This is a genomic window from Kluyvera sp. CHPC 1.251 (genome assembly GCF_036759945.1).
GTDB lineage: Bacteria > Pseudomonadota > Gammaproteobacteria > Enterobacterales > Enterobacteriaceae > Kluyvera > Kluyvera sichuanensis.
This window is the reverse complement of the sequence record NZ_JAPKIC010000019.1, coordinates 1-22,029: the sequence shown is the minus strand read 5'-3', so window position 1 is coordinate 22,029 and position 22,029 is coordinate 1. Positions and strand designations below refer to the sequence as shown.

The window sequence follows — 22,029 nt, the reverse complement described above, 5'->3', positions numbered from 1 at the left end:
CAATTACTCTGCCACCAGAACCGGCTGACGGTTAATACGGCGATGATAGTTCTCATAAATCGCCATCGCCAGCAGCGAGAAGAAGATTGGCCCACCGACCATCCACATTGCGCTACTCCAGTCCCCTGCCTCAATCACCGGCTGAATAATGGTGAAGATGTTAGCGAAGGTCACGATCAGCACCACCACGCTGGTTGCCAGCAGGGTTGAGCCTTTATTTTTGAAAATCACAAACGGACGTTCGAGATCCATTTTGGCCTTAAAGAACGGGAAGGCCAGCGCCAGGAACAGGTACGGTAGGGTCATCGACACGTTCGCCATCAGCGTCAACTTGTTGTAGAACGCCGACGCGGTATCACCACCAAACGACACCAGCAGAATAAACGCGCTCACCAGCAGGCACTGCATCCACATCGCGGTGGACGGCATGCCGTTGGCGTTCAGGCGGGTCATCGACGCTGGCCACAGCGCTTTTGGCGTACCCTGAATAATCGCCTTCAGCGGCGAGTAGCTCAGGGTGAAGAACGCCCCGGTGTAGGCGAGGAACATCGACAGACCGGTGATACGCGCAAACCACACGCCCACGGTTGCCGCTACGTCCGGCGACAGGTGCATGGCGTTGCCAAGCGTTGAGCCCAGGCTGGTCATCAGCACGTAGGTAATGTTACCGAGGTTCACCGAACGGTCGCTCAGAATCTGCTGCCAGTTGGTGCTCACGCCCCACAGGAAGATCGCCAGTGAATAACCGATAGAAATAACAATCGCCGCAAAAACAATTCCTTTAGCAAAGTTCTTTTCCGGTTTCTCGGTTTTATCCACCAGACCGCCAACGGCTTCAATACCGCCGTAAGCAAAAATAGCGAATACCACAAACGATAATACCGCCAGACCGGATTGATAACCGGGGTTAGGCGAGGTGGTGAAATTAAGTGGCTGGGCGAAGTGGCCGCCATTTAATAACAAAATGGCAATACTCACTAACAATAAAACTAAATTCAGACACATTACGGAAATACCGCCAACGGCGGTAATGCGGGCAATCTTATTAATACCTTTCGACGCCACCGTCGTCACCAGCACCATCCAGAGCACCGCCAGCAGACCAACAACCTGCGTCGATTGTAGCCCCGCCACGCTCCAGTGCTGCGTCATATCTGCACCGAACACGAAGGTAGAGAATGGCACCCACACCTTGGCAGAGGTACTGACCATCCAGACAACGTAGGATGAGAACCACATAAAGGTGCCAATAAATGCATAGCGTGGGCCAACGCTATTATTCATCCAGGAATAGATCCCGCCCTCTTCTTTACGATAGGCCGAGCCCATTTCCGCCATCATTAAGGCGAAGGGGATAAAGAATAAAAGTGCGGAAAATATATACCAGGTAATTGCGCTATAGCCCATCAGATAAAAGGCGGAGGGGCTATTGGCAAAGCCAAATACTGACGTAAATATCATAAGGATGAGTCCTATCAGGCTCATCTTTTTAATTGATTGGGTCATGTGACCATCCCTTATTTTGGATCATTTTTTTTACACATCGACAGGGCACCGCGCTGCATGCTTGCGAAAGCAAGGCAACGGAAAATCGACGCGAGAAATTGCTGGCCGGATGATAACAAATAACCAGACTAATCTTGTGACCTTAAGAGGGAATTTGAAAATATATCACTAAGAATGGCGCAAAAAGCGCCATTTTATCTTTCAGGAGAGCGAGTTATGCGCGATCGACGCTAAAGGCTAGCACCTCAGCCAGCGTTTCCGTCCCCAGCGCCAGCATGATCAGACGGTCAACGCCCAGCGCTACGCCGGAACAGTCCGGCAGACCGGCAGCCAACGCATCCAGCAGGTTTTGATCGATAGGCTGCTGCGGCAGGCCGCGCGCCGCACGTTTACGGTTATCCTGCTCAAAGCGCTGCTGCTGTTCGCGCGCATCGGTCAGCTCGTGGAAACCATTCGCCAGCTCAATACCCTTGAAGTAAACCTCAAAGCGTTCGGCCACGCGATGGTCTTCAGCACTGATCTGCGCCAGCGATGCCTGGCTTGCCGGGAAGTGATAAACGAAGGTTGGGCGGTCTTTACCGATGTGCGGCTCTACGCCGAAGGCAAACAACAGCTGCAACAGCGTGTCGCGGTCTTCTTCGGTATCCGCTACGTTGCTCAGGTCGAGCTTCGCCGCCACTTCGCGTAGCTGCGTTTTATCGGCAGACAGCGGGTCAATTTCCAGATGGCGCTGGAATGCCTGCTGATAGGAGAGGCTCTCCGCTGCCTGGGTTTCCAGCACCTGCTGCAGCAGATCGTCCACTTCATTGATCAGACGATACATATCAAAGTGCGGGCGATACCACTCCAGCATAGTGAATTCCGGGTTATGGTGGCGACCCATCTCTTCGTTGCGGAAGCTACGGCAAAGCTGGAACACCGGGCCACAACCCGCCGCCAGCAGGCGCTTCATGTGGTATTCCGGGCTGGTCATCAGATACAGGTTCATTCCCTGGGAATGGCCTGGGCCAACAAAGCGAGTCTCAAACGGAACCAGATGAATGTCAGTTACCGTTGCCTGGCTCATACAAGGCGTCTCCACCTCCAGTACTCCACGATCGGCGAAGAAACGGCGAATTTCCGCCATCAGTGCCGCACGCTTTAACAGGTTAGGGATGGATGCGCTCGGCTGCCAGGTTGCCGTCTCGCTCATGTTTTTTTCTCCGATTTCAGACAAGGGCACGAAGTCTACCCGCAAGTGATACACGACACAAATATTGCTCAATAATTTCCCCTATGGCCGGGAGCAACATTTCCCTAATTAATTCCGCAACGTAATTCATCAGCTACAGTGATAAATAGCCGCACATAACGACAAAAAAATCGAACACATCAAATTTCCCCCACAACCCTACGGGTATACTGCTTTACCCATAAAGGAGCAGTGGAAACGTTTTTGCGCAGGCCACGTGATATCCCCCAACGCAGCCTGTTGTGAAATAACAAAAATCTGGAGGAATGTCGTGCAAACCTTTCAAGCCGATCTAGCCATTATTGGCGCAGGCGGGGCCGGGTTACGTGCTGCTATCGCAGCCGCTCAGGCCAACCCAAAAGCCAAAATCGCATTGATCTCAAAAGTTTATCCTATGCGCAGCCATACGGTGGCCGCAGAAGGTGGCTCCGCCGCCGTCGCACAGGACCATGATAGCTTCGAATACCATTTTCACGACACCGTCGCCGGTGGCGACTGGCTTTGCGAGCAGGATGTCGTCGATTACTTCGTCCATCATTGCCCAACCGAAATGACCCAGCTCGAACAGTGGGGCTGTCCGTGGAGCCGCCGTCCTGACGGTAGCGTCAACGTTCGCCGCTTCGGCGGTATGAAGATTGAACGCACCTGGTTTGCCGCCGATAAGACCGGCTTCCACATGCTGCATACCCTGTTCCAGACCTCCCTTCAGTTCCCGCAAATCCAACGCTTTGATGAGCACTTCGTCCTCGACATTCTGGTCGATGATGGTCAGGCTCGCGGCCTGGTGGCGATGAACATGATGGAAGGCACGATGGTGCAAATTCGCGCCAACGCGGTGGTGATGGCCACCGGCGGCGCAGGCCGCGTCTATCGCTACAACACCAACGGCGGCATCGTCACCGGTGACGGCATGGGCATGGCGCTGGGCCACGGCGTTCCGCTGCGCGACATGGAGTTCGTCCAGTATCACCCGACCGGTCTGCCGGGTTCCGGCATCCTGATGACCGAAGGCTGCCGCGGTGAAGGCGGTATTTTGGTCAATAAAAACGGCTATCGCTACCTGCAGGATTACGGTATGGGCCCGGAAACTCCGCTCGGCGAGCCGAAAAACAAATATATGGAGCTGGGTCCACGCGACAAAGTCTCCCAGGCCTTCTGGCATGAATGGCGCAAAGGCAACACCGTGCCAACGCCGCGCGGCGACGTGGTCTACCTCGACCTGCGCCACCTTGGCGAGAAAAAACTGCTGGAACGTCTGCCGTTCATCTGCGAACTGGCGAAAGCCTACGTTGGCGTCGACCCGGTGAAAGAGCCAATTCCGGTGCGCCCAACCGCGCACTACACCATGGGCGGCATCGAAACCGACCAGCAGTGTGAAACCCGTATTAAAGGCCTGTTTGCCGTCGGCGAATGTTCTTCCGTCGGCCTGCACGGCGCCAACCGTCTGGGCTCCAACTCGCTGGCAGAACTGGTGGTCTTTGGCCGCATGGCCGGTGAGCAGGCGATGGCCCGCGCGGCAACCGTCGGTGAAGCCAACGGCAGCGCGCTGGACGCGCAGGTCAGCGACATCGAAAACCGTCTGAAAGCGCTGGTGAATCAGGAAGGCAGCGAAAGCTGGTCGAAGATTCGCGACGAGATGGGTCTGTCGATGGAAGAAGGTTGCGGTATTTACCGTACGCCGGAGCTGATGCAGAAAACCATCGATAAGCTGGCGGAACTGCAGGAGCGCTTCAAGCGCGTCCGCATTACCGATACCTCCAGCGTCTTCAACACCGACCTGCTCTATACCATCGAACTGGGCCACGGTCTGAACGTGGCTGAATGTATGGCGCACTCCGCCATGGCGCGTAAAGAGTCTCGCGGCGCGCACCAGCGTCTGGACGAAGGCTGTACCGAACGTGACGATGTCAACTTCCTCAAGCATACCCTCGCCTTCCGCGACGCCGACGGCACCACGCGCCTCGACTACAGCGATGTGAAGATAACGACCCTGCCACCGGCAAAACGCGTCTATGGCGCCGAAGCCGAAGCGGCCGAGAAGAAGGAGACGGCGAATGGCTGAGATGCAGAATTTAAAAATTGAGATTGTGCGCTACAACCCGGAAGTGGACAGCGCACCGCACAGCGCCTTCTATGAAGTGCCTTACGATGAGCAGACCTCGCTGCTTGATGCCCTGGGCTATATCAAAGATAACCTGGCGCCGGATCTGAGCTACCGCTGGTCCTGCCGTATGGCTATCTGCGGTTCCTGCGGCATGATGGTCAACAAGGTGCCGAAGCTCGCCTGTAAAACCTTCCTGCGTGAATATACCAAGGGGATCAAGGTCGAGGCGCTGGCAAACTTCCCTATCGAGCGCGATCTGGTGGTCGATATGACCCACTTTATCGAAAGTCTGGAAGCGATTAAGCCGTATATCATCGGTAACCCGCGCACGCCGGATCAGGGGCCAAACACCCAAACCCCGGCGCAGATGGCGAAGTACCACCAGTTCTCCGGCTGCATCAACTGCGGTCTGTGCTATGCCGCCTGCCCGCAGTTTGGCCTGAACCCAGAGTTCATCGGCCCGGCGGCGATTACCCTGGCGCATCGCTACAACGAAGACAGCCGCGACCACGGTAAGAAGGAACGTATGGCGCAGCTGAACGGCCAGAACGGCGTCTGGACCTGTACGTTTGTTGGCTACTGCTCGGAAGTGTGTCCGAAACACGTCGACCCGGCAGCCGCCATTCAGCAGGGTAAAGTGGAAAGTTCGAAAGACTTTCTTATCGCTACCCTGAAACCACGCTAAGGAGTGCATGATGACGACTAAACGCAAACCCTATGTACGGCCAATGCCGTCCACCTGGTGGAGAAAGCTGCCGTTTTATCGCTTCTATATGCTGCGTGAAGGGACGGCGGTGCCGACGGTATGGTTCAGTATCGTGCTGATTTACGGCCTTTTCGCACTGAAACACGGCGCGGAAAGCTGGGCAGGCTACGTCGGTTTTCTGCAAAACCCGGTGGTGGTGGTGCTGAACCTGATTACCCTGGCCGCCGCGCTGCTGCATACCAAAACCTGGTTTGAGCTGGCGCCGAAGGCTGCCAACATCATCGTTAAAAGCGAAAAAATGGGGCCAGAGCCGATTATCAAAGGGCTTTGGGTAGTTACCGCGGTAGTCAGCGTGGTGATTCTGTTTGTCGCGTTGTTCTGGTAAGGAGACTGGTATGATTAACCCGAACCCAAAACGTTCCGATGAGCCGGTATTCTGGGGTCTGTTTGGCGCAGGCGGCATGTGGGGCGCGATTATTGCGCCAGTCATCGTGCTGCTGGTCGGCGTGCTGCTGCCGCTAGGCCTGGCACCGGCCGATGCTTTCAGCTACGAACGGGTACTGGGCTTTGCCCACAGCCTGATTGGCCGCGCGTTTATCTTCCTGATGATCGTTCTGCCGCTGTGGTGTGGCCTGCACCGTATTCACCATGCGATGCATGATCTGAAGATCCACGTCCCGAACGGGAAATGGGTGTTCTACGGTCTGGCAGCGATTCTGACGGTGGTGACGCTGGTCGGCGTGCTGTTTATTTAACGCCGTGCCGCTTCCCGGCGGCGCTACGCCTGGCCGGGCTACGACATCTCTCGTAGCCCGGCCGAGGCTATTAATGCGCGCTCATCTTTAAGCCAATAATTCCCATCACAATCAGCGCCAGGCTGGCGATGCGCATCGGGCTTGCCGATTCACCCAGCAGCAGAATGCCGGTAATCGCCGCGCCAACCGCACCAATCCCCGTCCATACCGCATAGGCCGTTCCTACCGGCAGACTTTTCATCGCCCACGACAGCAGTGCCATGCTGGCAATCATCGCCACAATGGTAATCACGCTTGGCACCAGGCGGCTAAAACCATGGGTATATTTCAGGCCAACGGCCCAGACGACTTCGAGCAGGCCAGCAATAAAGAGAATTAACCAGGACATATCAGGCTCCATAACGATGGGGCCGTCCCCGGTTGAGATACGCTTACGGGTCGTCCCGCAAGGTGTTGGAAAGTATAACGGGGGGGATTATAGGCGTTGAAAAACGACGGTACAACCGTGCGTCGTACCGTCAAACTCGATTTATTGCTGCGCCTTGGTTGCGGCCCCAGAAATAGCGCTACCACCGTCGGAAATATCCTCGCCGAGTCCTCGCGTGGTGTTACAGGCCGTGAGCACAGAGGAGAGAACCAGAACCGTAAAAAATGCTGCGATCGCTTTTTTCACCATAATGTCATCCTTAAGAGCCAGTTATCGTTATCTTGCTTCATAAGCATAGACAACTTCACTCAGGATGTTGGATGTAAGCGTTTTTTTTCGGAAGAAGACGAAGCGGGAAAAGCAGAAGGTCGAATCAAACGTGGGAAAAGGCTGGCGCAGCATCGCTGCTGCGCCGGGCGATCAAAGCATGAATTACTTCACGCGAGATACGTATTCGCCGGAGCGGGTATCGACTTTGATCACTTCGCCAATCTGGACGAACAGTGGAACTTTAACCACTGCGCCAGTGGACAGGGTAGCTGGTTTGCCGCCAGTACCTGCGGTATCGCCTTTCAGGCCTGGATCGGTTTCAACGATTTCCAGCTCAACAAAGTTCGGCGGGGTCACGGAGATAGGCTGACCGTTCCACAGGGTCACGATGCATTCAGCCTGATCCAGCAGCCATTTAGCGTTTTCGCCAACCGCTTTCTCATCGGCAGCCAGCTGCTCGAAGGTTTCGTTGTTCATGAAGTGCCAGAATTCACCGTCGGTGTACAGGAAGGTGAGGTTCATGTCGGCAACGTCTGCGCCTTCAGCGGAGTCGGTAGACTTGAAGGTTTTCTCTACGCGAGTACCGGTCAGCAGGCGGCGCAGCTTAACGCGTGCGAATGCCTGACCTTTACCCGGCTTAACGAATTCACTGGCTTCAACCGCGTACGGTTCGCCGTCCATCATGATTTTAAGACCAGCACGAAAATCGTTGCTATAGTAAGTCGCCATAAGGCCCTCTGAAATTGTTAAATGGTAGCTAAGCCACAAAATGGCGCATATTGTAACCCTAAATACCCCATCCAGAGAAGATTGGTTGATGCAACTTGCCGATGTTCTCACCGATCCGGATGAACTATTACGTCTTCTGAATATAGACGCTGATGAAAATCTGCTCGCTGGCCGTGAGGCTAAGCGCCTGTTTGCCCTGCGCGTTCCGCGCGCATTTGTGGCGCGCATGGAGAAAGGTAACCCCAACGATCCGCTTTTACGTCAGGTACTTACCTCGCAGGAAGAATTTATCGCCGCCCCTGGTTTTTCCACCGATCCGCTGGAAGAACAGCACAGCGTGGTGCCTGGCCTGCTGCATAAGTACCATAACCGTGCGTTATTGCTGGTAAAAGGCGGCTGCGCGGTAAATTGCCGTTATTGCTTCCGTCGCCACTTCCCGTACGCCGAGAACCAGGGCAATAAGCGGAACTGGCAGGCCGCGCTGGACTATGTCAGTGCACATCCGGAACTCGACGAAATCATCTTTTCCGGCGGCGATCCGCTGATGGCAAAAGATCACGAACTGGACTGGCTGCTTACCCAACTGGAAGCCATCCCGCACATTAAGCGCCTGCGTATTCATAGCCGCTTGCCGATCGTCATTCCGGCTCGCATTACCGACACGCTGGTCAGCCGCTTTGCGAATTCATCGCTGCAGATCCTGCTGGTGAACCATATCAACCACGCCAACGAGATTGATGATGCTTTCCGCCACGCAATGGGGCAACTGCGCCGCGTGGGCGTAACGCTGCTCAACCAGAGCGTGCTGCTGCGCGGCGTGAACGATAATGCACAAACCCTGGCCAACCTCAGCAATGCACTGTTTGATGCCGGTGTGATGCCGTATTACCTGCACGTGCTGGATAAAGTTCAGGGCGCGGCCCACTTCCTCGTCAGTGATGACGACGCGCGCGAAATTATGCGCGAACTGCTCACGCTTATCTCTGGTTATATGGTGCCGAAACTGGCGCGAGAAATTGGCGGCGAGCCAAGTAAAACGCCGCTGGATCTCCAGCTACGTCAGCGATAGACGAAATAAAGCGGCAGACTTCGGTCTGCCTCTTTTTTTGGACATCATAACGGTCTGTGTTATTTTAACGATTCATATCGCCATTAAAAATAAACCAAATCAATAAGTTAAATAAATACATTTAACTATAAAATGGTTAAGGAGAACCGTTTGTCTATTTCCATCAAAGGCATTAACGCAGGCGTCATTCGTCAGGATAATAATTTCATTGCGCTGGCCCTGAAAATTAAAGAACCGCGTAACAAAGAGTCGCTCTTTTTCCTGCCCGCTATCGTCCTGAAAGACCTGTTTATCGCCCTCGAATACCGCCTCGCGCAGCTCCCTCTGCTCAGCGCGGATGAGCGCAGTCGCTACGAAAAAGCGCGCGATAAAGCCGCGCAGAAAATGCATCAGAATATCCCGGCGCTTCAGCGTGAAGCGCTGGAGCATGCTGACGTCAATCTGCGCGTCAACGCCATCTCGCTCACCAACGATGACAATGAAAGCCAGACGTTCACCCTGACGCTGCACTCCGGTAAAAAGGTCGAGCTGGTTGTTGATCTGCTGCAAATCGAGCTGCTGGTGACCATAATGGTTCATGCCATCAATAACGCGGGGATGAACGAGCTGTCGCTGCGTATCTCTTCCATGCTGGATTTCCTGCCGCTGTACGACGTGGACTACAAGGCAGGCGGTAACCTGGAGTATGACTCCTACGACCATCCAGCCTGGAAACGAAACCTGTTCGTTCACCATCTGGCGGTTGTCTATCGTTATACCGATAGCGAAGGGAACACGCAGTTTAGCGGGACGGCGATCAAAACGCGCAGCAAGCCAGGCACCAAAGATATCGAGGCGGTCACCCGTAGACTGTTAGATTGCAGCCCAAGGCTGAAGAAACTAGCGGGCTTACCGTGCCAGGTTTTTGTCAGAGCGCTCTCTTCTGACAAACGTAAAACCTTCACAGCAGATGCCTATATGCAGGCGCTGTATCAGCTACAGCAAAGCGTAGAAAAAAACGCAGAGAAAGCCTGAAGCACTACGCCCCCGGAATACTAGCGGGGGCGCTACGCGTGAATCAGTTCGGGCACTTATAGACCTGGCCGTTCATTTCGCTGTCGGTCGGCACGAAGCTGGAGAGCATGCCTTGCGTTGGGCTGCTCACGCCATAAATCACGTTTCCGCCCATTTCAGCGGCATGGTTACGCAGCGCATTTGCCGCACCGCGCATAGAGCCGCCTTCCGCGCCCTGCTGCCCAGACAGCCAGTTACCCTGCGCCCCGGTTGCCGTACCCAGCAGCTGACACTCCGCGCCCGGCTTATCTTCTACAAAGCGCACGTTCTGGCCGCCAGAGGTCAGTTCCGTGGTTGAACTACAGCCGGCCAGCAGCAGCGCCGCACCAACGATCCCTGCCAAATATTTTACCTGCATGTTATTCCCCATAATCAATGAGCTGGACGCAAGTCGTCCGTGTGTAAACCTTATACTAAAAAGATGACCAAAAGAAAAACCCCCGAGCATTTCTGCTCGGGGGTTTCTTGAGGCTATGGGGTATAGCGCACGATTACATCATGCCGCCCATACCGCCCATGCCACCCATGCCGCCAGCTGCGCCTAAATCAGGAGCGTCGCCTTTTGGCAGGTCGGTTACCATGCACTCGGTGGTGATCATCAGACCCGCAACGGATGCCGCGTACTGCAGAGCAGAACGGGTCACTTTAGTTGGGTCCAGAATACCGAAGTCGATCATGTTGCCGTATTCTTCAGTTGCTGCGTTGTAACCGTAGTTACCTTCGCCCGCTTTCACGTTGTTCGCAACCACAGACGGCTCTTCACCGGCGTTGGAAACGATCTGACGCAGCGGTGCTTCCATTGCGCGCAGCGCAACTTTGATACCCACGTTCTGATCTTCGTTCTGAGCAGTCAGGCCAGCCAGTTTAGCGGCTACGCGAACCAGCGCCACGCCACCACCAGCAACCACGCCTTCTTCTACCGCAGCACGGGTCGCGTGCAGGGCATCGTCAACGCGTGCTTTTTTCTCTTTCATTTCAACTTCGGTAGCTGCACCGACTTTGATTACCGCAACGCCGCCAGCCAGTTTCGCTACGCGTTCCTGCAGTTTTTCACGGTCGTAGTCAGAAGTTGCTTCTTCAATCTGTTTGCGGATCTGAGCAACGCGGCCCTGGATCGCAGCTTCTTCACCCACGCCATCGATGATGGTGGTGGTGTCTTTGTTGATCACAACGCGTTTAGCCTGACCCAGGTCTTCCAGGGTTGCTTTTTCCAGCTCCATACCGATCTCTTCAGAGATAACGGTACCGCCGGTCAGGGTTGCGATGTCCTGCAGCATCGCTTTACGACGGTCGCCGAAGCCAGGTGCTTTAACAGCAGCAACTTTCACGATACCACGCATGGTGTTAACCACCAGGGTAGCCAGCGCTTCGCCTTCAACGTCTTCAGCGATGATAACCAGTGGTTTGCCTGCTTTCGCAACGGCTTCCAGAACTGGCAGCATTTCGCGGATGTTGGAAACTTTTTTGTCAGCCAGCAGGATGAACGGGCTTTCCAGCTCAACAGCACCAGTCTCTGGTTTGTTGATGAAGTATGGGGACAGGTAGCCACGGTCGAACTGCATACCTTCAACCACGTCCAGCTCGTCTTCCAGACCGGTGCCGTCTTCAACGGTGATCACGCCTTCTTTACCGACTTTATCCATCGCTTCAGCGATCAGTTTACCTACGGTTTCGTCGGAGTTAGCGGAGATGGTACCAACCTGAGCAATCGCTTTAGAGTCGGAGCAAGGAACGGACAGTGCTTTCAGTTCTTCAACCGCAGCAACAACAGCTTTGTCGATACCACGTTTCAGATCCATTGGGTTCATGCCCGCAGCAACGGCTTTCAGGCCTTCTGCGATGATAGCCTGAGCCAGTACGGTCGCGGTGGTGGTACCGTCGCCTGCAGCGTCGTTCGCTTTAGAGGCAACTTCTTTCACCATCTGAGCGCCCATGTTTTCGAACTTGTCTTCCAGTTCGATTTCACGTGCTACAGAAACACCATCTTTGGTGATGGTTGGAGCGCCGAAGGATTTGTCCAGAACAACGTTACGGCCTTTAGGGCCCAGGGTAACTTTAACTGCGTCTGCCAGTACGTTAACGCCGCGCAGCATTTTTACACGAGCGTCGTTACCAAATTTTACGTCTTTAGCTGCCATTTCTTCTATTCCTCAAATTCGTTCGCGCGTTGCTTACGCTTCAACAATTGCCAGGATGTCGCTTTCAGACATGATCAACACTTCTTCATTGTCGATCTTCTCAGATTTCACGCCGTAGCCATCGTTGAAAATCACGATGTCACCAACTTTAACGTCCAGCGGCTGCACGGTCCCGTTTTCCAGGATGCGGCCCTTACCGACAGCGATGATTTCGCCACGAGTTGATTTTGCTGCCGCAGAACCGGTCAGAACGATGCCGCCAGCAGATTTGGTTTCAACTTCTTTGCGTTTGACGATCACACGATCATGTAACGGACGAATACTCATTGATAGCTCTCCTTTGAGAAAGTCATTATCAGTTATGGGTGATGCCGGGCCGTAAGCGGTTTTCCGGCTAGTGCCTGAGAGATGGGGATGGTTATTTTGCCCTTCAAGGGGGCACCCTAAAAAAAATTTCATCCGGCTGCGCAATCGCGATAAATCGCTGTATTCCCAGCGTAGAACAGCACAATGACGCAGGGCTGCCGGGAGAGGGGATGTGGTAACATTTTGCTCTTTTTGTAAAGGCGTGGACGAGGGACATGGCGGGACTTAAACAGGAGCTTGGGTTAGCTCAGGGAGTAGGATTACTATCGACGTCGCTGCTCGGCACCGGGGTCTTTGCCGTGCCGGCGCTGGGCGCGCTGGTTGCCGGAGACAACAGCCTGTGGGCCTGGCCCGCGTTAATCGTGCTGGTCTTTCCGGTCGCTATCGTTTTTGCCCTCCTCGGCCGACACTTTCCCAGCGCGGGCGGCGTAGCGCATTTCGTCGAAATGGCCTTTGGTCCTCGCCTCGCCCGCGTAACCGGCTGGCTGTTCCTCTCGGTTATCCCGGTCGGCCTACCCGCCGCGCTGCATATTGCCTCCGGCTTTACCCAGGCGCTGTTCGGCTGGCATGGCTGGCAACTGCTGATGGCGGAGGTCGCCACGCTGGCGATCGTCTGGTGGCTGGGCTCACGCGGCGCCAGCTCCAGCGCTAATTTGCAGACGCTGGTCGCCATTTTGATTGTTGCCCTGCTGGCCGCTATTTGGGTCTACGGCGATATCTCAGTAAAAGCGATCCCCTTCCCGGCCCTGCCCGATATCGATAGCTCACAGCTTTTCGCCGCGCTGTCGGTGATGTTCTGGTGCTTCGTCGGCCTGGAGGCGTTTGCCCATATGGCTTCGGAGTTCCGCAACCCGGAGCGCGACTTCCCGCGCGCGCTGATTATCGGCCTGCTGCTGGCAGGCGTGGTCTACTGGGCCTGTACCGTACTGGTGCTGCACTTCCACGCTTACGGTGCAGCCAATACCGCTGCGGCTTCGCTACCGACCATCGTGGTCCAGCTGTTCGGCGTGAAGGCGCTGTGGGTCGCGAGCGTCGTCGGTTTCCTCGCCTGCTTCGCCAGCCTCAATATCTACATCCAGAGCTTCGCCCGGCTGGTGTGGTCGCAGGCGCAGTCGAAGCCGGATAGCTATCTGGCGCGCCTCTCGCCGGGGCTGGTGCCGCGCAATGCCTTGAGCGTGGTGATTGGCAGTTGCATGGTGAGCACGCTCGCTAGCTACTGGTTGAACATCAACCTCGATGCGCTGATTGTCTATGCCAACGGCATCTTTATTATGATTTATCTGCTGTGCATGCTGGCAGGCTGCCGGTTGCTGAGCGGGCGCTACCGCGCCTTATCCGTAGTGGGCGTGGCGCTGTGCCTGCTGCTGCTGTCGATGGTCGGCTGGAAGAGCCTGTACGCGATCGTGATGCTGGCGGCGCTGTGGGTGCTGCTGCCGAAAAGAAAGGTCTGAGCATTCCCGGCGTCGCTTTGCTCGGGCGGGCTACGTGTCAAATTGTAGCCCGCCCGAGCAAAGCGACGCCGGGACCGCACCAACGCCATAAAAAAAGCCGGAGGCGCAACGCGCTCCGGCTTTTTATCATCGCCACCACTTATGGGCGATTATCGTCTTTATGGTCCAACTGATCAGGACGCTCGTCCTTACGCTGATACTCACCGTCAAAGGTCTGCCCGCCCGTGGTACCACCCGCAAATCCGCCGCCCGGCATCCGATTAAAGTGCAGATACGGCATCAACTTCACGGTGAGGTGTTTCTGCACCGGCGGCAGCAACAGCACCAGACCCAAGAAGTCGGTAAAGAACCCAGGCAACAGCAGCAGCAAACCGGCGAGGATCAGCGACACGCTTTTGATCATCTCGGCCGCAGGGCTTTCGCCCGCCTGCATTTTCTCCTGCATCAGCATCAGGTTTTTGAAGCCCTGATTGCGCACCAGCGACATGCCGATGACGGAGGTAAAAATAACCAGCACTAACGTCAGCAGGACGCCAAACACATGGGCGACCTGGATAAAAATCGATATCTCAATGTAAACATAGAGAAAAATGGCAATTAACGGTATCCAGCGCACTGGCATCTCCTGTTCGAAAAAAACGCGATTCGCGCGTTTGCAGCGATTCACGGCCCGCTGCACTATTTTTAGATGGTGGTGAATCGCCGTAATTCAATCAGCGCCCGTCCATAATTTTTGTCAACAATCGTCAAGCGGTGACTCATTTCACAAATCAATAATTCTTATCCGCTCCGTCTGATAATAAGTGATCCAGATTACTGCAATCCGCTATTATCAGCATATGATCATGGACACTGGGCCGATTAAGGAAATAATCTGCGGTCATAAAACGCATAACCATTCAGATTATGCGCATTTGGTGAAATCATTGGCAGCTCGCAAATAGAAGGTTCACATGCTAAACAACATTCGTATCGAAGAAGATCTGTTGGGTACCAGGGAAGTTCCGGCTGACGCTTACTACGGCGTTCATACTCTGAGAGCGATTGAAAACTTTTACATCAGTAACAGCAAAATCAGCGACATCCCAGAGTTTGTTCGTGGGATGGTGATGGTGAAAAAAGCAGCGGCCCTGGCGAACAAAGAACTGCAAACGATCCCTAAAGGCGTGGCGAATGCCATTATTGCTGCCTGTGATGAAGTCCTGAATAACGGCAAATGCATGGATCAGTTCCCGGTAGACGTTTACCAGGGCGGTGCAGGCACCTCCGTTAACATGAACACCAACGAGGTACTGGCGAACATCGGCCTGGAGCTGATGGGCCACCAGAAAGGCGAATACCAGTACCTGAACCCGAACGACCACGTCAACAAATGCCAGTCCACCAACGATGCCTACCCAACCGGTTTCCGCATCGCGGTGTACACCTCTATTCTGAAGCTGATTGATGCGATTAATCAGCTAGGCGAAGGTTTCCAGCGTAAAGCGGCAGAATTCCAGGACATCCTGAAAATGGGTCGTACCCAGTTGCAGGATGCGGTACCGATGACTCTGGGCCAGGAGTTCCACGCGTTCAACGTGCTGCTGACCGAAGAGACCAAAAACCTGCTGCGCACCGCAGAACTGCTGCTGGAAGTGAACCTCGGCGCGACCGCTATCGGTACTCGCCTGAACACCCCGGACGGCTACCAACAGCTGGCGGTACAGAAGCTGGCAGAAGTCAGTAATCTGGCAGTTGTCCCGGCGGAAGACCTGATTGAAGCGACTTCCGACTGTGGCGCCTACGTAATGGTACACAGCTCGCTGAAACGCCTGGCGGTGAAAATGTCGAAGATCTGTAACGACCTTCGCCTGCTCTCCTCCGGCCCGCGCGCTGGCCTGAATGAAATCAACCTGCCGGAACTGCAGGCAGGCTCATCCATCATGCCAGCCAAGGTGAACCCGGTGGTACCAGAAGTGGTGAACCAGGTGTGCTTCAAGGTTATCGGCAACGACACCACCGTCACCATGGCTTCTGAAGCCGGTCAGCTGCAGCTGAACGTGATGGAGCCGGTGATTGGCCAGGCGCTGTTTGAGTCTATCCACATCCTGACCAACGCCTGCTACAACCTGCTGGAAAAATGCATCGACGGCATCACCGCAAATAAAGAAGTGTGTGAAAGCTACGTCTATAACTCCATCGGTATCGTCACTTACCTCAACCCGTTCATCGGCCACCACAACGGCGACATCGTCGGTAAAATTTGTGCCGAAACCGGTAAGAGCGTACGTGAAGTGGTGCTGGAGCGCGGACTGCTGACGGAAGCGGAGCTGGACGATATATTCTCCCCGCAGAACCTGATGCATCCGGCCTATAAAGCGAAGCGCTATACCGATGAAAGCGAACAGTAATCTTCCCGAATAACGCACAAAGGCATGTCATCGTGACATGCCTTTTTTGTATCTATAGTTTACCAAAACACAACAATTACATATCAATCTAGCAATACAAGGAAGGCTAATATGTTTGGAGCAGAACTGGTCATTGTGCTTCTTGCCATTTATCTGGGGGCAAGACTTGGCGGTATCGGCATCGGCTTCGCTGGCGGTTTAGGCGTGCTGGTGTTAACGCTGATTTTTCAGATCAAACCCGGCGTCATCCCCTTTGACGTTATTGAAATCATCATGGCGGTTATCGCCGCGATTGCCGCAATGCAGGTAGCAGGCGGGATGGATTACCTCGTCAGCCTGGCCGAACGTCTGCTGCGCCGTCACCCCAAATACATCACCTTTTTAGCGCCACTAGTAACCTGGTTTATGACCATCCTGGCGGGCACCGGGCACACCGCGTTCTCTACGCTACCGGTAATTACCGAAGTGGCTAAAGAGCAGGGTATCCGCCCTTCTCGTCCACTCTCTATCGCCGTGGTCGCCTCGCAGATTGCCATTACCGCCTCGCCGATTTCCGCCGCGGTGGTCTTCTTCGCCGGTATTCTGGAACCGATGGGCGTGAGCTACCTGACGCTGCTCTCCATCTGTATTCCGGTCACGCTGATTGCCGTGCTGCTGACCTCCATCGTCTGTAACTTCCTCGGCTGCGAGCTGAAGGACGATCCGGTGTATCAGGAACGTCTGGCAAAAGGCGAAGTGCGCCTGCGCGGCAGCAAAGTGTTTGAGCTGAAACCACATGCGAAGCGTTCCGTGCTGCTGTTCCTGATTGGTATCGTGGCCGTGATGTTCTACGCCACCGCCATCAGCGACACCGTCGGACTGATTCAGAACCCGGTACTGCCGCGTAACGAAGCGATTGTGGTGTTTATGCTGACCATCGCTACGCTGATTTGCATCACCTGCAAAATCGACACCGGCGAAATCCTCAACGCCAGCACCTTTAAGTCCGGCATGAGCGCCTGCGTGTGCGTACTGGGCGTTGCATGGCTGGGTGATACCTTCGTCAAAGCCCATATTGCCGACATTCAGGCCATCGCGGGCGACCTGCTGAACAACTACCCGTGGCTGCTGGCGGTGGTGCTGTTCTTTGCTGCTACCCTGCTGTACTCCCAGGCGGCGACCACGAAGGCGCTGATGCCTGCGGCGCTGATGCTCGGCGTTACCCCGCTGACGGCGATTGCTTCCTTCGCGGCGGTTTCCGCGCTGTTCGTACTGCCAACCTACCCTACGCTGCTGGCAGCGGTAGAAATGGATGACACCGGCTCTACCCGTATCGGCAAATACGTGTTTAACCACGCGTTCCTGGTGCCGGGCGTGATTGCCATCGCCCTGTGCGTGATCCTCGGTTTCATCTTCGGCGGGCTGATGCTCTAACCCTGTGACGCCATGTAAAAATCGTTAAAGTCGGGCCGCTCTGCGGCCCGATTCACTCAACCCCCTTTCCCCACCGTGCTATAGTGCCTCTTTTCATCGATACGAGGTTTGCAATGAGTACTCCCGACGCTGTTGTGGTTCTCTGTACTGCTCCTGATGAAGCTACCGCCCAGGACCTGGCGGCGAAAGTGCTGGCGGAAAAGCTGGCGGCTTGCGCCACGCTGCTTCCCGGCGCAACATCGCTCTACTACTGGGAGGGGAAACTCGAACAGGAATACGAAGTGCAGATGCTGCTGAAAACCGACCACGCCCACCAGCAGGCGCTGCTCGACTGTCTGAAGGCTCACCACCCGTATCAAACGCCCGAACTTCTGGTTTTACCCGTTACTCACGCAGATACTGATTACCTCTCATGGCTCAACGCTTCCTTACGCTGATTCTGCTGCTGTGCAGCACCTCGGCCTTTGCCGGGCTGTTCGATGCGCCCGGCCGCTCTAATTTCGTCCCCGCTGACCAGGCCTTCGCCTTTGATTTTCAGCAAAACCAGCACGATGTGAACCTCACCTGGCAGGTAAAAGAAGGCTACTACCTCTACCGTAAGCAGGTGCAGGTGACCCCGGCTAACGCCAGCATCGCTCCGCTCCAGATGCCCAACGGCGAGTGGCATAGCGACGAGTTCTACGGCAAAAGCGAAATCTATCGCCACAGCCTGACCGTGCCGGTGACGCTAACCCAGGCCAACGCCGGCGCAACGCTCACCGTCACCTACCAGGGCTGCGCCGACGCGGGCTTCTGCTACCCGCCAGAGACTAAAACCGTACCATTGAGCGCAGTCGAAGCCCTTCCCCCTCTCCCCTCCGGGGAGAGGGCCGGGGTGAGGGGCAACCCCAGCGCGGACTTACCGTTCTCCGCCCTCTGGGCCCTATTAATCGGCATCGGCATTGCCTTCACCCCGTGCGTGCTGCCGATGTATCCGTTGATCTCCGGCATCGTCCTCGGCGGCAAACAGCGCCTATCCACCGCCCGCGCGCTGCTGCTGGCCTTTATCTACGTGCAGGGCATGGCGCTTACCTACACCGCGCTCGGCCTGGTAGTAGCCGCCGCCGGGATGCAGTTCCAGGCGGCCCTGCAACATCCGTACGTGCTGATAGGCCTGTCGGCGGTGTTTATCCTGCTGGCGCTGTCGATGTTTGGTGCCTTCTCGCTGCAATTGCCATCGTCGCTGCAAACCCGCCTCACCCTGATGAGCAACCGCCAGCAGGGCGGCTCGATGGGCGGCGTATTTGCGATGGGCGCGATTGCCGGGCTTATCTGCTCACCGTGCACCACCGCGCCACTCAGCGCCATCCTGCTTTACATCGCCCAGAGCGGTAACCTGTGGCTCGGCGGCGGTACGCTGTACCTTTATGCGCTGGGGATGGGTCTGCCGCTGATTCTGGTGACGGTATTCGGCAACCGCCTGCTACCGAAAAGCGGGCCGTGGATGGCGCACGTCAAAACCGCGTTTGGCTTTGTGATCCTCGCCCTGCCGGTGTTCCTGCTGGAACGTATTATTGGCGACGTCTGGGGGCTGCGGCTGTGGTCGATGCTCGGCGTGGCGTTCTTCGGCTGGGCGTTTATCACCAGCCTGGGTTTGCAAAAACCGTGGCAGCGCATTGGGCAAATACTCCTGCTCGCCGCCGCGCTGATCAGCGTGCGTCCGCTTCAGGATTGGGCCTTTGGCACCACCGTGGCGCAGAGCCAATCGCACCTCAACTTTACCCGCATCAACAACGTTGAAACGCTGAACGCAGCACTCGCCAGCGCTCAGGGTAAACCGGTGATGCTCGACCTGTATGCCGACTGGTGCGTGGCCTGCAAAGAGTTCGAGAAGTACACCTTCAGCGACCCGCAGGTACAGCAGGCGCTGCAAAACACCGTACTGCTCCAGGCAGACGTGACCGCCAACAGCACCGAGGACGTGGCGCTGCTAAAACATTTACAGGTTCTGGGTCTGCCGACCATTCTCTTCTTTGACGAGAACGGTAACGAGCAGCCCGCACTACGGGTGACCGGCTTCAAGGATGCCGCCGCGTTCCGCGCACATTTGCGCGATCGCCAACCGTAGACAACACTTTTAGACGGGAAACTGTCAGGAACGGAGGAGAAACACCGTGCAACGCGAAGACGTACTGGGAGAAGCCCTACAGCTCCTTGAGCAAGAAGGGATTGCGAGCACCACGCTGGAGATGGTTGCCGAACGCGTAGACCGCCCGCTGGACGAACTGCGCCGTTTCTGGCCGGACAGCGAAGCGCTGCTGTATGACGCGCTGCGCTACCTGAGCCAGCAGGTGGAGACCTGGCGCCGCCAGCTGATGCTTAACGAAGAGCTGACCCCCGAGCAAAAACTGCTGGCCCGCTACACCGCGCTGACCGAGTGTGTGACGAAAAATCGCTACCCTGGCTGCCTGTTTATCGCCGCCTGCACATTCTACCCGGAGGCAGACCACCCGATTCACCAACTCGCCGAGCAGCAAAAGCAGGCCGCCTATGCGTACAGCCATGAGCTGCTGACCCAGCTGGAAGTGGACGACCCGGCAATGGTCGCCAAGCAGATGCAACTGGTGCTGGAAGGCTGCCTGAGCCGCATGCTGGTTAGCCGCAGCCAGGCCGACGTGGACACCGCGCACCGTCTTGCCGAAGACATCCTGCGCTTTGCCCAATGCCGCCAGAACGGCGCGCTGACCTAAGCCAGCATCCCCGCCCACGCGGAGACCAGCAGGCACAGCGCCATCAGCCGCTGAAACCGCACCATCGCCACGGTGGTGCGGAACACCCGATTCACCGCCTTCCCCAGCCACGCCCAGCACATCAGACACGCCACCGAGATCAGTAAAAACCATAGCGCCATCAACGCCACCTCGCGCAGCGCGTGCTCACCCGCAGGAGCAAACAGGCTCACCACCGCCAGCGCCATCATCCAGGTTTTCGGGTTTATCACCTGCAACAGCGCCGCCGCTTTGGCGGTAAAGCGCTGCCTCTCTTTCCCGGCAATATTCGCCGCCGGCGCGCAGAACAGCTGCCAGCTCATCCACGTCAGCCACAACACACCCGCCCAGCTCATCACCTGCCGCACCAGTGGATACTGGCGTAACAGCTCACCCGCGCCCGCACCGGAGACCAGCACAATCAAACTTGCCGCCACGCAGCCGCTGACCAGCGCCGGAATGGTCGCCCGCACGCCAAAATGCTGACTGTTGTTAAGAATGAGGATATTGGTCGGCCCCGGCGTTATCGACGCAACGAAGGCAAACAGCAGGAACGGCATGATATTCACAGGTGACTCCTTATTATTGGAGTTCCGACTGTGCCGTTATTTATTGGAAACGTCTGGAAGGTTTGTGCACAACCGACGGTAATGCGCGGGCGAGATACGGTACGCCCGCTGGAACCAGCGCCCGAGGTGGCTCTGATCGGCAAAGCCGAGCGTCGCCGCCACGTCCACCGGCTGCTCGCCCAGCGACAGCAGCTGACGCGCTTTTGCCAGCCGCAGCTGGATCAACCACGCGTGTGGGGCCAGGTTGAACTCGCGCTTAAAGCTGCGCGTCAGAGTAAACCGGTCGGTGCCCGTCTCCCGCGCTAAATCAGACAACCCGATATTGTCGCCCATATGCGCATGCAGATAGTCCCGCGCCCGATGGGCAATCGCCGAGCTTTGAATGGCCGACGGCAGCCGCTTGCGCCACTGGCAGTGCGCGGTCAACTGCGCCAGCAGGCCATCCATACTGCTCTGCTGCACAATACGCATCTCATCGGTATGCAGCGTGCTGAACGTCTCGCCAATCGCCCGCACCAGCTGCGGTTCGCGGGTGAGCGTTTGGTTAAAGTGCAGTGAATAGCTGTCCGGCGTGGCGTCATACAGCCCGCGCAAGGTGTTGGTCAGCCAGCGTTCGTCGAGGTAAAAGGTAAGATAGGTAAAGCCACCGGCCACCGGCGCTTCACCGTCGTGAATTTCCCCCGGCTCCAGCAGAAAGGCATCGCCCGGCACGCTATGGTGACGCTCGCGACGGCAGTGAAACTGCTGGGTGCCAGACAGCGTGATCCCCACCAGATAGCTATCATGCCAGTGCGGGTCAAACGCGTACCCTTCAAAGTGCGCTTTGATTGTCTCAATGCCCGTATCGGCATGCTGTCGCAGCTCAAGCCAGTCTTTCGTTGCCATACCGCCCCCCTTTCGCTGCCAGCATTGCCCGATTGCTGCGCCGATGTCTGGAAGATTTGTGCAATCACCCGGCGCAAACGCGTAGATTGCCGCAATAGTAAGCAGTTGAACAGCTTTTCGGTGAATTTGGTTGACGTGAGGGAGCGACTACGGTTTAATGCGCCTCGTTGCCCGGATAGCTCAGTCGGTAGAGCAGGGGATTGAAAATCCCCGTGTCCTT

General features: G+C 56.1%; 23 protein-coding genes. 12 read left to right on the top strand and 11 right to left on the bottom strand.

What is annotated here, in order from left to right:
- Window positions 1-3: 3 nt before the first annotated feature.
- The gene (gene yjeM, locus V6940_RS22190) at window positions 4-1,506 is read right to left on the bottom strand and encodes a glutamate/gamma-aminobutyrate family transporter YjeM (RefSeq protein ID WP_333497350.1); all 1,503 of its coding nucleotides are present in this window, start codon (window positions 1,504-1,506) and stop codon (window positions 4-6) included.
- 214 nt (window positions 1,507-1,720) lie between these two features.
- Complete coding sequence (gene epmA / locus V6940_RS22185; protein WP_333497349.1) at window positions 1,721-2,698, bottom strand: elongation factor P--(R)-beta-lysine ligase; 978 nt, start codon at window positions 2,696-2,698, stop codon at window positions 1,721-1,723.
- A gap of 310 nt (window positions 2,699-3,008) precedes the next feature.
- Here epmA and frdA point away from each other — a divergent pair, with 310 nt between their 5' ends.
- Genes frdA through frdD form a run of 4 tightly spaced genes read left to right on the top strand, consistent with a single transcriptional unit; the run spans window position 3,009 to window position 6,302 of the window.
- A complete protein-coding gene (frdA, locus tag V6940_RS22180; RefSeq protein ID WP_333497348.1) occupies window positions 3,009-4,799 on the top strand; it encodes a fumarate reductase (quinol) flavoprotein subunit in 1,791 nt (596 codons plus the stop codon).
- Window positions 4,792-5,526, top strand: coding sequence for a succinate dehydrogenase/fumarate reductase iron-sulfur subunit (locus V6940_RS22175; protein WP_115074771.1), 735 nt, complete (start codon window positions 4,792-4,794; stop codon window positions 5,524-5,526). The genes frdA and V6940_RS22175 overlap by 8 nt, the downstream gene beginning before the upstream one ends.
- Window positions 5,527-5,536: 10 nt before the next feature.
- Entirely contained in the window at window positions 5,537-5,932 is a 396-nt protein-coding gene (frdC, locus tag V6940_RS22170) for a fumarate reductase subunit FrdC (protein ID WP_333012446.1), read from the top strand.
- Between the two features lie 10 nt (window positions 5,933-5,942).
- Window positions 5,943-6,302 carry a fumarate reductase subunit FrdD gene (gene frdD / locus V6940_RS22165; RefSeq protein WP_035894225.1) on the top strand — a complete coding sequence of 120 codons (360 nt, stop codon included), beginning with the start codon at window positions 5,943-5,945 and terminating at the stop codon, window positions 6,300-6,302.
- A gap of 70 nt (window positions 6,303-6,372) precedes the next feature.
- Here the strand turns inward: frdD and sugE are convergent, their stop codons facing one another.
- The 3 genes from sugE to efp all read right to left on the bottom strand — a co-directional run bounded on the left by sugE (window position 6,373) and on the right by efp (window position 7,728).
- Window positions 6,373-6,690 (bottom strand): quaternary ammonium compound efflux SMR transporter SugE, encoded by a 318-nt coding sequence (gene sugE, locus V6940_RS22160; protein ID WP_185669301.1) that lies wholly within the window; start codon window positions 6,688-6,690, stop codon window positions 6,373-6,375.
- A gap of 141 nt (window positions 6,691-6,831) precedes the next feature.
- A complete protein-coding gene (gene ecnB / locus V6940_RS22155; RefSeq protein WP_185669300.1) occupies window positions 6,832-6,978 on the bottom strand; it encodes a lipoprotein toxin entericidin B in 147 nt (48 codons plus the stop codon).
- Between the two features lie 183 nt (window positions 6,979-7,161).
- A complete protein-coding gene (gene efp, locus V6940_RS22150; protein ID WP_333497347.1) occupies window positions 7,162-7,728 on the bottom strand; it encodes an elongation factor P in 567 nt (188 codons plus the stop codon).
- Between the two features lie 40 nt (window positions 7,729-7,768).
- Here efp and epmB point away from each other — a divergent pair, with 40 nt between their 5' ends.
- On the top strand, window positions 7,769-8,797 hold the full coding sequence (epmB, locus tag V6940_RS22145) for an EF-P beta-lysylation protein EpmB (RefSeq protein WP_333497346.1): 1,029 nt from the start codon (window positions 7,769-7,771) through the stop codon (window positions 8,795-8,797).
- A 150-nt stretch (window positions 8,798-8,947) separates the two neighbouring features.
- Window positions 8,948-9,811 (top strand): YjeJ family protein, encoded by an 864-nt coding sequence (yjeJ, locus tag V6940_RS22140; protein WP_333497345.1) that lies wholly within the window; start codon window positions 8,948-8,950, stop codon window positions 9,809-9,811.
- A gap of 43 nt (window positions 9,812-9,854) precedes the next feature.
- Here yjeJ and V6940_RS22135 read toward each other — a convergent pair whose 3' ends face one another.
- From V6940_RS22135 to V6940_RS22125, 3 genes are all read right to left on the bottom strand, one after another.
- Window positions 9,855-10,208 carry a DUF4156 domain-containing protein gene (locus tag V6940_RS22135; protein ID WP_333497344.1) on the bottom strand — a complete coding sequence of 118 codons (354 nt, stop codon included), beginning with the start codon at window positions 10,206-10,208 and terminating at the stop codon, window positions 9,855-9,857.
- A gap of 133 nt (window positions 10,209-10,341) precedes the next feature.
- Entirely contained in the window at window positions 10,342-11,988 is a 1,647-nt protein-coding gene (gene groL, locus V6940_RS22130) for a chaperonin GroEL (RefSeq protein WP_333497343.1), read from the bottom strand.
- 33 nt (window positions 11,989-12,021) lie between these two features.
- Complete coding sequence (locus V6940_RS22125; protein WP_003855929.1) at window positions 12,022-12,315, bottom strand: co-chaperone GroES; 294 nt, start codon at window positions 12,313-12,315, stop codon at window positions 12,022-12,024.
- Between the two features lie 254 nt (window positions 12,316-12,569).
- Here V6940_RS22125 and yjeH point away from each other — a divergent pair, with 254 nt between their 5' ends.
- Window positions 12,570-13,805: an L-methionine/branched-chain amino acid transporter gene (gene yjeH / locus V6940_RS22120; RefSeq protein ID WP_333497342.1), complete on the top strand. Its 1,236-nt coding sequence runs from the start codon at window positions 12,570-12,572 to the stop codon at window positions 13,803-13,805.
- Window positions 13,806-13,944: 139 nt separating this feature from the next.
- Here the strand turns inward: yjeH and V6940_RS22115 are convergent, their stop codons facing one another.
- Window positions 13,945-14,421 carry an FxsA family protein gene (locus V6940_RS22115; RefSeq protein WP_333497341.1) on the bottom strand — a complete coding sequence of 159 codons (477 nt, stop codon included), beginning with the start codon at window positions 14,419-14,421 and terminating at the stop codon, window positions 13,945-13,947.
- Window positions 14,422-14,758: 337 nt separating this feature from the next.
- On the opposite strand from V6940_RS22115, the gene aspA reads away from it, so the two are divergent.
- The 5 genes from aspA to V6940_RS22090 all read left to right on the top strand — a co-directional run bounded on the left by aspA (window position 14,759) and on the right by V6940_RS22090 (window position 20,337).
- Window positions 14,759-16,195: an aspartate ammonia-lyase gene (gene aspA, locus V6940_RS22110; RefSeq protein ID WP_035894237.1), complete on the top strand. Its 1,437-nt coding sequence runs from the start codon at window positions 14,759-14,761 to the stop codon at window positions 16,193-16,195.
- 111 nt (window positions 16,196-16,306) lie between these two features.
- Window positions 16,307-17,608: an anaerobic C4-dicarboxylate transporter gene (locus tag V6940_RS22105; protein ID WP_333497340.1), complete on the top strand. Its 1,302-nt coding sequence runs from the start codon at window positions 16,307-16,309 to the stop codon at window positions 17,606-17,608.
- Between the two features lie 113 nt (window positions 17,609-17,721).
- Window positions 17,722-18,045, top strand: coding sequence for a divalent cation tolerance protein CutA (cutA, locus tag V6940_RS22100; RefSeq protein ID WP_035894239.1), 324 nt, complete (start codon window positions 17,722-17,724; stop codon window positions 18,043-18,045).
- Window positions 18,021-19,715 carry a protein-disulfide reductase DsbD gene (locus V6940_RS22095; protein ID WP_333497339.1) on the top strand — a complete coding sequence of 565 codons (1,695 nt, stop codon included), beginning with the start codon at window positions 18,021-18,023 and terminating at the stop codon, window positions 19,713-19,715. The genes cutA and V6940_RS22095 overlap by 25 nt, the downstream gene beginning before the upstream one ends.
- 46 nt (window positions 19,716-19,761) lie before the next feature.
- The gene (locus tag V6940_RS22090; protein WP_185669286.1) at window positions 19,762-20,337 is read left to right on the top strand and encodes a transcriptional regulator; all 576 of its coding nucleotides are present in this window, start codon (window positions 19,762-19,764) and stop codon (window positions 20,335-20,337) included.
- On the opposite strand, the gene V6940_RS22085 is transcribed toward V6940_RS22090, so the two are convergent.
- Together V6940_RS22085 and V6940_RS22080 are read right to left on the bottom strand one after the other, a co-directional pair.
- The gene (locus V6940_RS22085; protein ID WP_333497338.1) at window positions 20,334-20,924 is read right to left on the bottom strand and encodes a LysE family translocator; all 591 of its coding nucleotides are present in this window, start codon (window positions 20,922-20,924) and stop codon (window positions 20,334-20,336) included. The genes V6940_RS22090 and V6940_RS22085 overlap by 4 nt on opposite strands.
- 36 nt (window positions 20,925-20,960) lie before the next feature.
- Window positions 20,961-21,809 carry an AraC family transcriptional regulator gene (locus V6940_RS22080; protein ID WP_220439661.1) on the bottom strand — a complete coding sequence of 283 codons (849 nt, stop codon included), beginning with the start codon at window positions 21,807-21,809 and terminating at the stop codon, window positions 20,961-20,963.
- Window positions 21,810-22,029: the final 220 nt, after the last annotated feature.